Raw genomic sequence first — 14,647 nt, 5'->3', positions numbered from 1 at the left:
CCTTAGCCTTCAGTAGTTTTGTATGCGATGCGGACTGGGTTGCCATTTCGGAGAAGATTAAGGTTGAGTGATTTTGATACCGAGAACCTCAGCCTTCAAAACCCTAACCACCCGCTCCGCCGTATGACCATCACCAAAGACTTCAAGACGCTCGTTAGCCTGGTGCCGGCGAAAATGGCTGGTGACTTCTTCTATGATTCTGGCTTTATTTGTGCCGATGAGTTTTCCGGCACCGCTGTCGAGGAGTTCGGGCCGTTCGGTTTTGTTTCGCAGTACAAATACAGGCGTGCCGAGGGCCGGGGCTTCTTCCTGGATGCCGCCGGAGTCAGTTAGGATGAGATCCGCTGCGGCCATTAGCGGGACGAACTCTTCGTACGTCAGGGGATCGATCACATGAATATTCGGAATCTGTCTGAGTGCTTTCACAGCCTGCTGAACATTTGGATTGGGATGGGAAGGAAGCAGTATGGTGTATTCCGGATGCTCTTCTGCAATATCCCGGATGGCACCAAAAATCTCTTCGAGCGGTTTGCCGAAATTCTCGCGGCGATGGGTTGTCAGAAGAATCAGCTTACCCTCTCCGGCATCATATTTTTGCCTGATTTCACCCGGTGTTACGAATGCCTGATCAAGAATAAAATGAAGCGCATCAACCACAGAATTTCCGGTGACATGAATAGTATCCGGATCGATATTTTCGGCCAGCAGATTATGTCGCGCACCCGCGGTTGGCGCAAAATGTAAATCAGCAAGATGACTAATCAGCGTTCGATTTGATTCCTCAGGAAAGGGCTGCATGCGGTCGTAGGAGCGAAGTCCAGCTTCGAGATGTGCCACCTTCACTTTTTGATGGTGGGCAGTCAATGCACCCGCAAGGGCGGAGGTTGTGTCGCCCTGAACTATGAGCAGTCCTGTATGGTCAGGAGCAATTAAGTCGGGCAGCGTCGATAGCAGTTTTTGTAACAGGTCGAGCGGCTGCTGTGCTTCTGTCATCAGTTTGAGTCTGTGATCGGGAGTAATATCAAATGCGGAGAGTATCTGCTCTGCAAGCTCAAGATGCTGACCCGTGTGAATCACCCGGTAAGGAATGTTCTGTTTCTTAAGCTCAAGGATGATCGGAGCCAGTTTTATCGCCTCCGGGCGGGTACCAAATAGTATGGTTATGGGTTTACTCATGTCAGCTGATCTCTAAAACTTATTAGCTTTTGAATTTTTTTTGGAAACTTGAGGCTGTCCCAAAAGGACGTCATCCCGCGCCCGATGCGGGATCTCCCATCTTAAAGTAGGCAGGAGATGCCGGATCGGGGTCAGGCATGACAAAATTAATGATGGATGTTTTTTTAGACGACCTTTTTGGACAGCCTCAGGTTTGCGAATTGATCTATTCAAATAGCCTTTTATAGGCATTCAATGTTTTCTCCGCAGTGGCTTCCCAGGTATAGTTTTCAAGAATTCGTTGTTTAAGTGATTCATTCTTTGGCCTTTCATGTGCATTCCTGATCGCCTGCATAATGGTGGCACTGTTTTCCGGTTCAATATAGTCAGCGTCGCTACCGAAATAATCACGTGTGCCGCCAATCTCCGTAATGGCAATTCGGCATCCGGCCAAAGTTGCCTCGAGTGCAGCAATTCCGGGCGTCTCAAACTGAGACGGCAGCGTAAACACATCGGCTGCGGCATAGGCTGACGACAGCATGGAATCATCATGATCAAGTGGGCCAAGATGGAATACATTTTTCCGATTATTAATAATCTCAAGACATCGCTTCGAATAGTTGCTCTGATCAAATTTCCCGATGATAACCAGTGGCCGGTCTTCAGGCGTGTGTTGCTTCAGCAGGTTCAGCAGGTTTTTTCGGCGGGCGGATGCATCTCCCACAAAGAGCGTGAAATTCCTGACGTCATATATGGACTGAAAGAGGTCAGCTGACGCATCGGCAAATTCCCTATCCACACCATTGTGAACTACCGTTATTTTATCCTCCGAAACGCCGAACCCATCCCGGATCAAGGCTCCCTCAGATGCCGTATTTGGGAGTATCAGATCGGCGGCTTTACAGACCGATGCCTTAATAGAATAATCTGAGAAAATTCCCTTAACTACTTTGCCAGCAATGGATTCTATTCTAACAGACTGCCGTATCACGGATGCTGATCTCCGTGTATAAAATACCGGTGAGACAACCAGTTTGCATGTCATGTCTTTCAGCCGGTTTGCTATCGACAGTGTTTCATTGGAGGCCAAAAACAAGTGGACCAGGTCAAAGTTTTCCGGGTTGGTTTCACGCCAGGGATTAAAAAGTTCTACATTCACACCAAGTTTTTTCAGGTGTTCGGCCGTTTTTAATGACTGCATGCGAACACCGCCTTTCACAACCCCGATTGATAGGGGAGCGATCATCAATATCTTCATGCCCGGTTCCTCCAAAGATGAGTCAGCCATTGATCTTTTTTAAGTCTGAACCATGACAGTCCGGACTCATTTATTCTTTTTTCTGCTATAGATTTCAATTCCGGGTCAATGTACGGACGAAATGGCAGCTCTTCCAACTGAAGTGTTGGCTCATCTGATACCGTTACATGTAAGCCACTATGCTGGTGTATTGCAATCGGAATTGATCCTGTGCTCGATTTCGTAAGGTGTAGCTGGCCTGTTTTGGTATCATAGCGGACGTTTATTGCTTTGGACACTCTTTTATTCCACCAGTTGCTCCAGTCTGAATACGTCATCCAATGATAGTTATCTCTGTCAAACAGCTTCAACAGATCTGCAAATCGGACCGGTTCACAATCATTGGGGTGGTGGTAGAGATGAAGCGGTAGGTGAGTTAAATACTTCTTATCGGCTACCTGCTGAAAGTATGACTGAATATGTGATTGATCAGCCATAAAGCGACTGAACGATCCGATAGATACCGGGTGAACCGGAAGCTGCAGTATTCCGGAAGCATGAGCCGTGGACGGGAGTGAATCAAAATCGTATCCGAATTCACTTGTATACTCAAATGAAAATGAAGTGAGAGCATCTGCTAAAGGCTTTGACCAGCAGCCGTATGGTGCAGCATAGCCCGCTGGCCACACACCATAAGTATTAAGTAACCTAAGTCCCTCGTGGATGTCTGACCGATACTGCTCGGAAGTACTATATTCATAATGCCGATAACAGTGCAGTGCAACCTCATCCGTATCAGGGAGTAGCTCAATCAGATCTTTCAGATGAGGTTCATGATGAGACGTATGTAAAAACCAGCTAAGGGGAATGTCTAATTCCCTGGCCGAATCGGAGAGCAATTTTATTGTATCCAGTGGAGCGTAATCGCTGTCGATGCGACACGTAGCTGCGAGTTTATTAGAATCCGGATGCCACCACTTGTGGACAAACGGAAGTCCTGATTTATCATGGAGTGCCCGGAGAAGAGTTAGTACTACGTCAACATAAGGCCGGCTTTGTCGTTGTGATATTCGCTCGGCAGTCAGGGCGGTTGTAGTTGATCCAAATGGCCGATGAGCGGTTTTGAACTCACTCCAGAGCTGATCAATCGGGAGGCCGCAAAACGCCATGTTTCGGCCCGGAGACGGATCAAACCAAACTGTTCCGTTTAATCTCGCTGATGAATCGATTGAATATGAAACGCAATGCACCGGAACTTCATCAATATGCCCAAAAAGCGGATCTTCCGGATTTGGTGTTATCGTGGAGATAAATTGCCTTTGGACTGAAGAACTGCAGAATGTGCCGGTTGTGTCGATGATGGCCCCCTCTTTTTGCAGGTAATTGCTAACATGGGTGTATTCCGCCCGGTTCATGGATCTGTCCACGATAATACAGCTGTAGTCTTCAAACGGAATAGGCCGGCCTGGATTAACACGGTCCCAAGACGCCCCAATCTGACCCAGCACCTGTTCCCAGCTTTTGTTTCGACCAATGTATCCAATCCTGATATGTCGTTTCATTGAGTGATCCTCCGTCTGAGCCAGTGGATGTCTTCCGTTGGAATCAGCCCCGTCCCATAGATTAATAAGCAAAAAGCCGTGAGGGACATCATCATCATCAGCAGGCTGTGAACAGGCAGAAAGAGACCCGACAAAACAGAGATCGCCAGCAGCGGGGTGCCAAAAAACACAAATCGAGTCACATCAAGCCGCACGGTTTGTTTGAACTGGTAATACATCGACACGGTGATCAGAATTTCAGCTGCCACAATCGAAGCTAGCATCACACTCATAAGTGAAGATGCTCCCCCGGCTAACATCAGTAACATCGCTCCTGTGCCACCCATCAGCGTCGATTTCAAGAAGCGCTCGTCTTGTCCAAACGATATCAAACCATAGGAGTACACCGAATTCAGGAACGTTACCGGCAGAATAAAGCATAGATATTTCAGCATAATAATGGAATCGCCATATTCGGAACCAAACAGAAATGGTATGATGGATGACGAAATAAAAAAGAGGATGATTGATCCAAGCGATCCAAAGACAATCATCCAGCGGGCCACAATAGAGAGCTGACCCGGAACATCTTCAGGACGCTCAACCCACAACTTCGAAAGGTTGGCCAGTAGCAGAACGTTGATCATTTTATCTGCAAGCATCACCACCAGGACGAGTTTGAATGCGACGCTGTAATAGCCCACATCATATTCACTAAAGAAAAATCCTATCAATATGGGAGGCAGTAATATAATGGATTGAGCCATAAAATGTCCGGCTCCCAGGTAGAAGCTTTTTTTTAAGTCGGAAGGCCATTTTGAAAAGTCGGGAGTGCTGAAAAGTGACTGTTTACCACGGTAAGAAATCAGCAATGTAAGGGCGCCTGCCAGAATTGATAATGAGTAGACAAGCGGTACGAGAAACAGATCATCGGAACTGACAATGAAGACCAAACAGCCAAGGTAGAGAGCGCCCTGAATCCAGTTGGCGGCTGTGATCCATTTAAAATCCTGGATACCGTGGTAGTACCACTGTATCTGAAGTGACTGAGGTAAAAGTGACAGAAGAAATAGTAGTACCAGCGTCCGAAGTGCGGGGTTGTGTGCGAGTACCACCCAAACAATGGCGGCTGACACTAAAATGACAACTACCGACAGTGAGACTTTTAGCCAAAAGTAGCGAGCCGGAGTTCGTTTCCCCGGATCAGATGCGGCCATCGCGCGGGTAGCTAACGTCTGGATACCAAGGTCGCTGAACCAGATGCAAATTCCCATCACCGAAAGTGAAAGTACAATCAGGCCATAGCTGTCTGCACCAAATGTCCGGGCGAGATAAATTGTAGTAAAAAATCCGAATAGTTTTGCACCTCCATCGCTGAATAGTATCCAGAACGCCTTGGCGGTGAGATTACGCATCCGTTTCTGTGTTCGGTTCAAACGTCTCAAGGAGATGCTTCAGCTGCTTCTGTGAGTTGAAAAGAGTCACATTTTCCTCATCAAGCTCTGAGAGGCAGCCCATGTCGGGTGCCAGGATAGGACGGCCATAACTGCGTGCAAGTTCAACGCCGCCCGAGGTAAGGATTTGGCGATAGTTAAAGACTACGCAATCAGCCGCATTCATGTAGTGAGGAACCATTTCTTCGGGGATGAAATGAGGATCGAGAAATATATTTTCGTTGTGATCAGCGAACTCACGGATCTCTCTGAAGTTCGGCATCTGACCTTTTTTTACCGGCCCCACAATTAACAATTTTTTGCGTAAAGATAGGTTAGAAAACATCTCGCACACCTTATCTATCTGTTTGTAGGCACTAATGTTACCAAACATTATAAAAAGAGTGTCTGTCTTCTTTAGCTGCAGATTCCGTTCTTCTCTCAGCCGTTTAATTGCATTATTTCGTTCGATCTTTTTTGATGGAAATGTCGGGTGTTCAACAACCCTGAATTTTGATGAGGGCTGATTGTAAAACCTGCTGATTTCTTCAACGGCACTCTTGCAGTGAATGTGCAATAAATTGGCACGTGATGCCATCCACATCTGGATACGGTAATTGAGCTTGCGGAACTTATTATCGTGAGGCATTTTATTGTGAACGGTCCAGACGAGACGTCCGCCGGCGGCTTTAAACAGTGAGATACAGGTGAGCTTGTAGATCATCCCGGCTGCAGATTTTAAATCCGTACATTCCAGCCAGTGATAGTGCAGAATTACATTCCGGGAGGTAAGCGCTTTAGCGACAAATATCCAGTGTTTCCAAACGCTTATGCTTTTTACCTGAAATTCGTCCTGCCTGTTTTCTATGATGTCACGATAGAGCAGGTAGAGGTAGTCAGACTGCTGATAGTCGTACCTGATAAGCGGAACGACATATAGCTTTATTACGCCGTCATCATTATCCGGTAGTAAATCCCTGTAAAGCTTTAAAAGCTGATCGTGTGTACCCATTGTCACAGCTCAGATCAAAAATAGAATTGAACACCAATTGAATGTGCCATCCCAAAGCCGGTGGAAAAAGGAACCATCGCATAATTCACCGTTACCGGGTCGATGACTACGCCAAGCCCCAGGCTTACCGGCCGTTCGGTAGGCCCAAATTTATAGCCGCCTCGCAGATTGATTAAATCCGCGATGTCGGCGCTCATGGCAAGGCTGAAAAAATCGTCATTTTCCTCCTGATTCGTATAATCGCCGCCGGAAAGATCCTCGAGAGGGTGAATCCATTCGGAATGCAGGGATAACAGAATTGGCAAATCGTTTCTGCCGGGTGTTGTAAATTCGATAACATCTACGGTGGATCCAATTCTGAACACTGAAGGCAGAGGAGTGGCCACCTGACCGAGCTCATTCATTTCGCCGAGATTTTGCACAACAGCTCCAACTCTAACCCGCTCATTCAGAAACTCCCCTGCGAGCCCAGCGCTAACGGCATACCCGTTTGCGCGAAGCTGCAAGACTTCCTCCCGAAGATAGTGGGCTGTAAATCCTGCAGAGATTGGCCCCACCTGATAAGCGGCGGCTGCTGAGAGTGAGAGATAGCTGATATCAAAATTTCCCTGGGAGGGGCCGGGCTCGTTTCTCGCCTCAAATTCAGTAGACCTCGAGTTGTAAACGCCGAATCCAATGGCATAATCATCATTCAAAAAATTTACGGAGGCGTATTGATTATTCACATCAGCAATCCATAGCGTATAATTTGCTTCTACACTTGATAAGGGTTCCATTACCAAAAGTGCCGGATTTGAGTAGATGGCAGATGAGCCGGTTAAAGTAGCAGAGGTGGCTTCTCCAAGAGACAGTTGATAGGGTGAAGGCGCAATATTCAAAAAGTCCATGCCGCTGCCGGTGTCCTGTTGAGCAGAAAGGGTAGATGTGAATAGCATTAAAAGGAGACCGGTTGCAAAAAATCTCATATCTGTAGACGGATTGAAAAAACATGCATAGTTGAAATGTTCGAGGGTTCACGCACAAAAGCATAATCTATTGTAGGCGAAAACTTGTCAAACGGTAAATGTAAGGAAAAACCGGCAGTTGGTTGAAGGTTAAAACTATCGTGATTGAGATCAAGAGCCTGCAGGCCTGACCGAAACGTAATTCTTGGGTGGATGTGGTAACGAGCTCCAAGGCGGGCAATCTGTGTGTTGGTCGTAACGTCAGACCGAACGGTATTGGTCACCGGCCGTCCTTCTATAAGCGTTGTTTCAACAGTCTTCAATTCTGAGCTGAGTACCTGAACCTCATATTCAGCACTAATCAGCAGGTTGCTGTCGTAAATGTACGATCCGCCCAGTTTTAACCGTGTAGGGTAGTTGTTACTTCGTGCACCGCCTGTATTTGATCCAAAAAGGTCTGATGTATCATAATTTGTTTTGGCAAACAGATCCTGCACTGCCAGCCCAATGCCAATTAGCCCAGCCTGCTTGTAAAGCCCGGCATCAAGGCCGATGGATGTTTCTGATGAGACATCACTGTGAAAATCAGCTAGGTTTATCTTAATGCCAACGCCGCCCCAGAATGTGTCGCTGAACCGAATTCCAAAATTGGTAAGCATTTGGTATTCACTGGTCGAAAGCGTTTCTGTATGATACCCGCTTTGTGTGCGGCCGTCGATATCGCTTACGCGCCCGTTCAAAATTGAGACCGATAATCCCGCGGAGGGCGGGAGCTGAAACTGTGCAGATACCATGTGAAGCTGACGGTCGAATGCCATTGATGAACTTGAAATATCGATCTGAACAAAATCATTTGGCATGGCGGCAAGGGCCGGGTTGTAGTAACCATAGGCACCGTCGTGATGAACGGCCGTCAGCGCGTTACCCATGGCCATTCCGCGAGGACCGAACCCGAGCCGGCTGAAAGACCCGGTGAATCCGCCTGCTTGCGCGAGCAGATCGCCTGCCGGAATCGCCATCCATACAAAAACAAAAAGTAAACAGAGTTGTTTTTTGAATGTCTGCATTAGTCAGTCAGTAATATTTTTCCATCAACTCGTCCGTCCGGCGTATCAATCACATAAATATATGATCCTGTCGCAGGGACGCGCCCGGAGTTGTCGGTTCCGTTCCAAAGAAATTCGTAAGCGCCCGGTTGCCCCGAGCTATTTGATGACTCTTCGTAGACTATATTCATGCCAAAATCGAAAATACGCAAGGTTGATTGCCCTGAACTCGATGTCTCATATTTTATCCGTACCCTGTCATGAACGCTGGGTGAAAAGGGGTTGGGATAGGCGTATGTGCTGACGTTTGGGGAGTCAGGATCGTAGATATTTCCACCTTCTAAAGGCATATCAACTCTCAGAATCGACCAGGTTTCGCCGCCATCCCGGGTTGATGCGAGTCCATCTGAGGTTCCCACCCAAAGCTGCTCATCAGTTGCTGAAATGGCAAAGTAGCTGGCATCCCGTGCAATAATTTGGTTGGGACTTCGAATCTGACCAATCCGAAGCCAGGTAGTGCCATCATCAGATGAGATAAAAAGCCCGCGGTCGGCGGCCACGAATATTTTTCCGTCAAAAAATCCAATATCATTAACGCGTTCATCTTCAAGGTAGTGGCTGAATGTTTGTCCGCCATCATCAGTAGAGACAAGCCCAAAGCGATCATCCGGACTGCTTGATGCATTCCAGTTGCTCATCCATATTCGGCCCGTTCCCGGTTGTTCTCGAATATTAACGACCCAATTACCAAGCAGTCCGTCAATAGAACCATCGGCCACTTCGCGTCTCCAGCTGATCTGATCAACAGGTGCCGTAAGTGCATTCTCAGATATATTTACTCCGGCAGCTGTTCCGGCCCAAACGCGTCCCTGGCTGTCGATGAGCAGCCCGAAACCGAGCAGGTTGTTATCAAACCGCGGATCGTAGCGCTGAACGGTTCCTTGATCTCCCGCCTGAGATGTCCAATTATAGGTATTGTCCGGGGTAAGTTCTGATGCCGAAGACGGTGGCAAAATCAGACGCTCCCAGCTGTTCCCATTATCAGTACTGCGGATAATGCCCGACGCCCAGGCTGCGGCGAGTATTGTATCACCACTAAAATCTGTTTCAAATGGCGGGGACTGCTGAGGAACGGTGATGCGGGTCTGGAAATAGGTTTCTCCGCCATATATGAATTCGAGATCACAAGGAGGGCCAACGGATGATGGCGTACAGTTGCCGGACTCTGGCTGTGGATCTAGCGGAAAAGGGATAAACCGCCAGCTGCTGCCATTGTCTTCAGACTCATAAAATCCCAGCGCCGTCTGAACACTTTCATCACCGCTGTCGGTATTATAGCCAAGTCCTGCAATAACCCTGTTTGGTTCAGCTTCAAGTGAAAAAACACGGCCTCGTCCGTTAAATACACTGTCTGCAGTTTCGGGTACAAATATATCGGGAGATCCTTCATCTATCCGGTTCAAGCCTGGACCGATCCACAGACTGTTGCCAGTCGCATCAAGTGAAGTAACAGAATTTTGGCGAAGAGTTTCATACCTGTCAGGGATTGGGCCAATAAGCTGGGCGTGAATGCCAGTCGCAAAAAGCAAAATAACCGCAACAGGGATAAATAAAAGCTGCCTCATCATCATACTACTCAATAATGCTTAATTGGGTTTGCAGTGTATCGCTGGATTGTCCGTCTGCACCGATTGCGTAATAGTTGACCGTTATTTCATCAGGATTATTATTCGGGTTGGTGAAAAAAGCACGGGAATAAAGCGAATCACCCTCAGCTTCATCAATAAATCCTTCAACCTCGTTAAAAACTCCGTTGTCAAACATTCTGAAATCATCCCCAAGCTGATTGCCGGATTGGTCAATGAGAAAAAAGTTAACCCGGTCGATGAGATCTTGTCCGTTGGGATGAACCACCCGAGCGAAAAAGTCGATTCTCTGGTTTCCGCTATCCGGAATGACTGCTTCTTCCGTATTGCTTACCTCTTCAATGACAGGAGGGGAGACGATTCGTCCGCGCACCTGAAGTTTCCCCTGGAGGCGCTGGCCGCTCGAGTTATCAGCCTCGTATATATATATCGTGATGTTGGCATTGCGAGCGGTGTTGACCTCGAGTGAGTATTCAGCTAAAAATATAGTGTCGGACTCAGGCTGGAGCGTCCCCTCCTTTACCAGCTCGCCGTCACGTTCAATCGTGTAGACCAAATCGTTGGCAGGAGATTCAGTAGTATTAGCCCTGATTTGAACCGTCAGGGTTGTGTCGGTAATAGAGGATTGAGGCCCGAACTGAACGCTGTTTGGCTGAATGGATAGTGAACTCAGCACTGCGCTGTCTGTTCCGGCAGGTGAGGAGGGGTTGTCGCATCCAGTCGCCCATAAAATGAGACATCCCCCAATGAGGAAAATCAGGTAGTGTTTCAAAACGTTTGGTTTGTTAAAAATCTTGTCTGTAACGTTGTGATATAGGCGATCGTCTGAATGAAATTTTTAACTCGGATTATTCACCAAGAAATTTTGTCAGGAGCAAGGCGTAGGGAAAAAAGCGGCGGAAGAGTACTTGACGTACTCTGAGCACGATTTATTTTCCTGCAACACAGCTCGTGGTAAAATTTCGCTGTAAAATCGGTAGTTCAAATGTAGGCTGCTTTATTATGCATATGCATAAATTTTTAGTGCTCTACATTAAACTACACATCCTTTCGTGAATGATTCGAGTTAAATAGTAAGCTGATCTGAAAGCATATACAAATGAAAATTGATTTGAATAGAATGAGCATTATTATGAAGTGATGTCATGCCGCACCCCGATGCGGCATCTCCCATTCTGGTTCACCTCCAAAAGTCATCGCGGGCTCAGAACTGCGATCTACCATCCTTGTAACAGAAAGGGTTAGCTAATGACAGGATGTACAGATCGGGAAAGAATGGGATATTTCATTTTAAGTTAATGACTCCGCCTCAAAATATTTACGGTTTTACCTGAAAGTTTATGTGCATATGTAACAAACCTATTCACATTCTAAACGACCCAGATGGATCATTCAAAATGAAAATACCAATCATTTATTAGAACGAAATGTGTTACTTTTGCAGATTCTTCATAAAACGGAAACACACCGTTTTACTCAGAATGACACTGATTCGGCTGGGGTGTAGGGCGGCGTGACGACAAGGCTAAATTGAAAACGACTATTGTGCCCACGCCGCCCACTTGTCAAACAAATGATCTTGTCATCCTGATCAAGCCATTGTGGTTGATGGTCCAGTGAAGGATCTGCAAAAGCTAAGGCCTATTTTTGAAATATTTTGAATATGTTCAAGGTGATTGTTCACAGGCTTTTTTATCAATCCGTGCCTCTCCCGTTAATCCAAAAATTTTAGTAAATGACTCAGCTTTAAAATAATCCTCTAACCTGTTATAAATAACCATTGCTTTATTAGGTTTGATCATCAACCCGCATAAAAACCGTTGCTTTTAATATTCAGATCATTTAGTTTCAGGGCGATGAAAGAAATGAATGCACATATCAGCTGGTGGTGGCCAAACAGAACATATTTGGCAGTGGAAATCCTATAAGCTGAACAACTTTTTTTAAAAAGTATACAAAGCCCGCTGCAGTGAACTGAAGCGGGTTTTTTTTTGGAATAATTATGACGTTTGAAACTTTTTCTGAACTAGCAAAGTCGTATACCGCAATCCCGGTATCACGTCGAATATTGGCGGATATCTTAACGCCGGTCTCTCTCTTTTTATCGATACGTGAAGGAGCTGACCTTCCATTTCTGTTTGAATCTGTTGAAGGCGGCGAACGACTGGCCCGCTACTCATTCCTTGGAAAGAATCCGTATCAAACGCTTCGGTTTGATGGTGAATCCGTCACGCTTCACAAAAAAAATGATGAGCCAATACTGCTGACTGAAGATTATTTTGATGCCCTTGAACGGCTCACAACTCAACATACTGAACCTCTTTTACAAGAACTTCCACGTCTCACCGGCGGAGCAGTTGGCTTTTCATCATACGATACGGTTCGGGAGTTGGAGGATCTGCCGAATCCCCCGGCAGATGATCTGCATCTGCCGGAAGCGATCTGGTCGTTTTATGATGAAGTGTTTGCGTTTGATCACGTGAAGCAGCAGGTAGTACTGATGAAGACGGTATTTGTTGATGATGATGATGCTGATCTTGAGTCAGCTTATAAATCAGCCGAACATGCACTCGATAAAATGGAGGAGACAGCAACTGCTGCACGGCCGTCATCAAAACCATTTCACCTTGATGCAGATCAGCTTACGAGTAACATCACCCGCGAGACGTTTCACAGCAACGTAAAGAAAGCCAAAGAGTACATTTTTGAAGGCGATATTTTCCAGGTGGTTCTCTCCCAGCGGTTTGAGATACCGTTCGAAGGTGACCGGTTTACGCTCTACCGCGCTCTTCGGATGGTGAATCCATCACCCTATCTGTTCTTCCTTGAACTTGATGATTTTGCCCTGATCGGGTCATCCCCTGAAGTGTTGGTGCGTGTTACTGATAAGGAGGTCCGGCTGCTGCCCATTGCCGGCACACGGCCACGAGGCGACACGCATGAAGAGGATCTCGCCTACGAAGAAGATCTCAAAAACGATCCAAAGGAAATTGCAGAGCATATTATGCTGGTTGATCTTGGCCGAAATGATTTGTCCCGCGTGTGCAAGTCAGGAACCGTGAAGCTGGAGCGAAATCAGTCGATTGAGCGATTCTCTCACGTGATGCACATCGTGTCTGACGTAGTTGGGGAGATCGCTGAAAACAAGACGTCAGTTCAGGCGTTAAAGAACTGTTTTCCGGCCGGAACTGTCAGCGGCGCTCCAAAAATAAGAGCGATGGAAATTATTGATGAGCTTGAACCTACGAAACGCGGACCCTATGCCGGGGCTGTTGGATACTTCGATTTTTCGGGGAATATGGATACCTGTATTGCCATCCGCACGATGGTGGTGACAAACGATTCGGTTTATATTCAGGCCGGTGCCGGAATTGTGGCCGATAGCGATCCCGAGATGGAGTACCAGGAAACACGAAATAAAGCAGGGGCGCTGGTCGAAGCGTTAAGCCTTGCACTTGAAATCACAAAATAGATAATGAGTCTTGAGTCATGAGTCTTGAGAAATAATCTCACGACTTAAGACAAAGACTCACGACTCACGACTCACGACTCACAACTAAAACATGAAAAAGAAAACAATTTTATCCGGTATCCAGCCATCCGGCAAACTGCACATCGGTAATTATTTTGGTGCAATGAAGCAGCATATTGAGATGCAGGAAAAAGGGGATGCCTTTTATTTCCTGGCTAATTATCACTCCTTAACCTCTATAACTGACGGAGACCGGATCAACGAGAATACCATGGACGTGGTGCTGGACTATCTTGCACTGGGTCTGGATCCTGAAAAATGCACGTTCTTTGCACAGTCGGATGTGCCGCAAACGACAGAGTTGGCCTGGATTCTCGGAACGTTGACGCCGGTTTCGCTCATGGAGAAAGGGGTAGCCTATAAAGATAAAGTAGCGAACGGACTCAGCCCCAATATTGGTTTGTTTACGTATCCAATTTTGCAAGCGGCGGATATTCTGATTTACCATTCAGATATTGTGCCCGTTGGGGAAGATCAAAAACAGAATATTGAAATATGCCGTGACCTGGCAGGTAAATTAAACCGTGCGTATGGTGATGACCTTCTGAAAATACCTGAAGAGCATATTGTAAAATCAGTAGCTACGGTTCCGGGCACAGACGGTCGTAAAATGAGTAAATCGTACGGAAATACGATTAACATTTTCGATGAAGGCAAAACATTGAAAAAGAAGGTTATGTCAATCGAAACAGACTCAACGCCTCTTGAGGAACCAAAAAATCCTGAAACCTGTAACGTGTTTGCGTTAATCAAGCTTTTAGCGGATAAACCGTTGCGGGAAGATATTGCTGAAAAATACAGGGAAGGCGGCTACGGATATGGCCATGCTAAGAAACAGCTTTTAAAGCTTATTGATGAATATTTTGAAGAAGCTCGTGAACGGCGTAAGATGTTCGCAGAGGATCAATCATATATAAACGATGTTTTACAAACCGGCGGAAGTCGCGCCAGGGAACGTGCGGAAGAGGTGATGGAGCCTATCCGTTCAGCTACCGGATTATTCAGAAGTTTTGAATATTGAGTTAGAAAACCCTCCATGTGTTTCAAACGCTTAGAGGGTTAAATTGTTTAAAGCCAATAAATAGTCGCTGCAGATTCATT

11 protein-coding genes are annotated in these 14,647 nt (G+C 46.5%); 2 read left to right on the top strand and 9 right to left on the bottom strand.

The genetic code is table 11. From position 1 onward, the window contains the following. Positions 1 to 57: 57 nt before the first annotated feature. The 9 genes from wecB to AABW11_RS02830 form a co-directional block, all read right to left on the bottom strand. Positions 58 to 1,176 carry a non-hydrolyzing UDP-N-acetylglucosamine 2-epimerase gene (wecB, locus tag AABW11_RS02870; RefSeq protein WP_340103232.1) on the bottom strand — a complete coding sequence of 373 codons (1,119 nt, stop codon included), beginning with the start codon at positions 1,174 to 1,176 and terminating at the stop codon, positions 58 to 60. A 205-nt stretch (positions 1,177 to 1,381) separates the two neighbouring features. Continuing rightward, the gene (locus tag AABW11_RS02865; protein ID WP_340103230.1) at positions 1,382 to 2,443 is read right to left on the bottom strand and encodes a glycosyltransferase; all 1,062 of its coding nucleotides are present in this window, start codon (positions 2,441 to 2,443) and stop codon (positions 1,382 to 1,384) included. Next, positions 2,410 to 3,954 carry a hypothetical protein gene (locus AABW11_RS02860; RefSeq protein ID WP_340103228.1) on the bottom strand — a complete coding sequence of 515 codons (1,545 nt, stop codon included), beginning with the start codon at positions 3,952 to 3,954 and terminating at the stop codon, positions 2,410 to 2,412. The genes AABW11_RS02865 and AABW11_RS02860 overlap by 34 nt, the downstream gene beginning before the upstream one ends. Next, positions 3,951 to 5,348 carry an oligosaccharide flippase family protein gene (locus tag AABW11_RS02855; RefSeq protein ID WP_340103226.1) on the bottom strand — a complete coding sequence of 466 codons (1,398 nt, stop codon included), beginning with the start codon at positions 5,346 to 5,348 and terminating at the stop codon, positions 3,951 to 3,953. The genes AABW11_RS02860 and AABW11_RS02855 overlap by 4 nt, the downstream gene beginning before the upstream one ends. Next, positions 5,341 to 6,378 (bottom strand): hypothetical protein, encoded by a 1,038-nt coding sequence (locus AABW11_RS02850; protein ID WP_340103224.1) that lies wholly within the window; start codon positions 6,376 to 6,378, stop codon positions 5,341 to 5,343. Before AABW11_RS02850 ends, AABW11_RS02855 begins: the two co-directional genes overlap by 8 nt. A 14-nt stretch (positions 6,379 to 6,392) precedes the next feature. Next, the gene (locus tag AABW11_RS02845) at positions 6,393 to 7,343 is read right to left on the bottom strand and encodes a hypothetical protein (RefSeq protein ID WP_340103222.1); all 951 of its coding nucleotides are present in this window, start codon (positions 7,341 to 7,343) and stop codon (positions 6,393 to 6,395) included. Continuing rightward, on the bottom strand, positions 7,340 to 8,389 hold the full coding sequence (locus tag AABW11_RS02840; RefSeq protein ID WP_340103220.1) for a hypothetical protein: 1,050 nt from the start codon (positions 8,387 to 8,389) through the stop codon (positions 7,340 to 7,342). The genes AABW11_RS02845 and AABW11_RS02840 overlap by 4 nt, the downstream gene beginning before the upstream one ends. Continuing rightward, positions 8,389 to 10,008 (bottom strand): hypothetical protein, encoded by a 1,620-nt coding sequence (locus AABW11_RS02835; RefSeq protein WP_340103218.1) that lies wholly within the window; start codon positions 10,006 to 10,008, stop codon positions 8,389 to 8,391. Before AABW11_RS02835 ends, AABW11_RS02840 begins: the two co-directional genes overlap by 1 nt. Next, complete coding sequence (locus AABW11_RS02830) at positions 10,001 to 10,786, bottom strand: hypothetical protein (RefSeq protein ID WP_340103216.1); 786 nt, start codon at positions 10,784 to 10,786, stop codon at positions 10,001 to 10,003. The genes AABW11_RS02835 and AABW11_RS02830 overlap by 8 nt, the downstream gene beginning before the upstream one ends. Before the next feature lie 1,230 nt (positions 10,787 to 12,016). Between AABW11_RS02830 and trpE the strand changes: the two genes are divergently transcribed. Together trpE and trpS are read left to right on the top strand one after the other, a co-directional pair. Next, positions 12,017 to 13,486, top strand: coding sequence for an anthranilate synthase component I (trpE, locus tag AABW11_RS02825; protein WP_340103214.1), 1,470 nt, complete (start codon positions 12,017 to 12,019; stop codon positions 13,484 to 13,486). A gap of 91 nt (positions 13,487 to 13,577) precedes the next feature. Continuing rightward, entirely contained in the window at positions 13,578 to 14,567 is a 990-nt protein-coding gene (gene trpS / locus AABW11_RS02820; protein WP_340103212.1) for a tryptophan--tRNA ligase, read from the top strand. The last annotated feature ends 80 nt before the right edge of the window (positions 14,568 to 14,647 follow it).

Origin of the sequence: Rhodohalobacter sp. 8-1, assembly GCF_038150125.1 — a bacterium.
Classification (GTDB): Bacteria; Bacteroidota; Rhodothermia; order Balneolales; family Balneolaceae; genus SW132.
The sequence above is the reverse complement of the archived record's forward strand: the minus strand, read 5'-3'. Positions and strand labels throughout refer to the sequence as shown.

Excerpts from the sequence above, each read along its gene's own strand:
- wecB (WP_340103232.1), bottom strand. The coding sequence starts at position 1,176 with ATGAGTAAACCCATAACCATACTATTTGGTACCCGCCCGGAGGCGATA.
- AABW11_RS02865 (WP_340103230.1), bottom strand. The coding sequence starts at position 2,443 with ATGGCTGACTCATCTTTGGAGGAACCGGGCATGAAGATATTGATGATC.
- AABW11_RS02860 (WP_340103228.1), bottom strand. The coding sequence starts at position 3,954 with ATGAAACGACATATCAGGATTGGATACATTGGTCGAAACAAAAGCTGG.
- AABW11_RS02855 (WP_340103226.1), bottom strand. The coding sequence starts at position 5,348 with ATGCGTAATCTCACCGCCAAGGCGTTCTGGATACTATTCAGCGATGGA.
- AABW11_RS02850 (WP_340103224.1), bottom strand. The coding sequence starts at position 6,378 with ATGGGTACACACGATCAGCTTTTAAAGCTTTACAGGGATTTACTACCG.
- AABW11_RS02845 (WP_340103222.1), bottom strand. The coding sequence starts at position 7,343 with ATGAGATTTTTTGCAACCGGTCTCCTTTTAATGCTATTCACATCTACC.
- AABW11_RS02840 (WP_340103220.1), bottom strand. The coding sequence starts at position 8,389 with ATGCAGACATTCAAAAAACAACTCTGTTTACTTTTTGTTTTTGTATGG.
- trpE (WP_340103214.1), top strand. The coding sequence starts at position 12,017 with ATGACGTTTGAAACTTTTTCTGAACTAGCAAAGTCGTATACCGCAATC.
- trpS (WP_340103212.1), top strand. The coding sequence starts at position 13,578 with ATGAAAAAGAAAACAATTTTATCCGGTATCCAGCCATCCGGCAAACTG.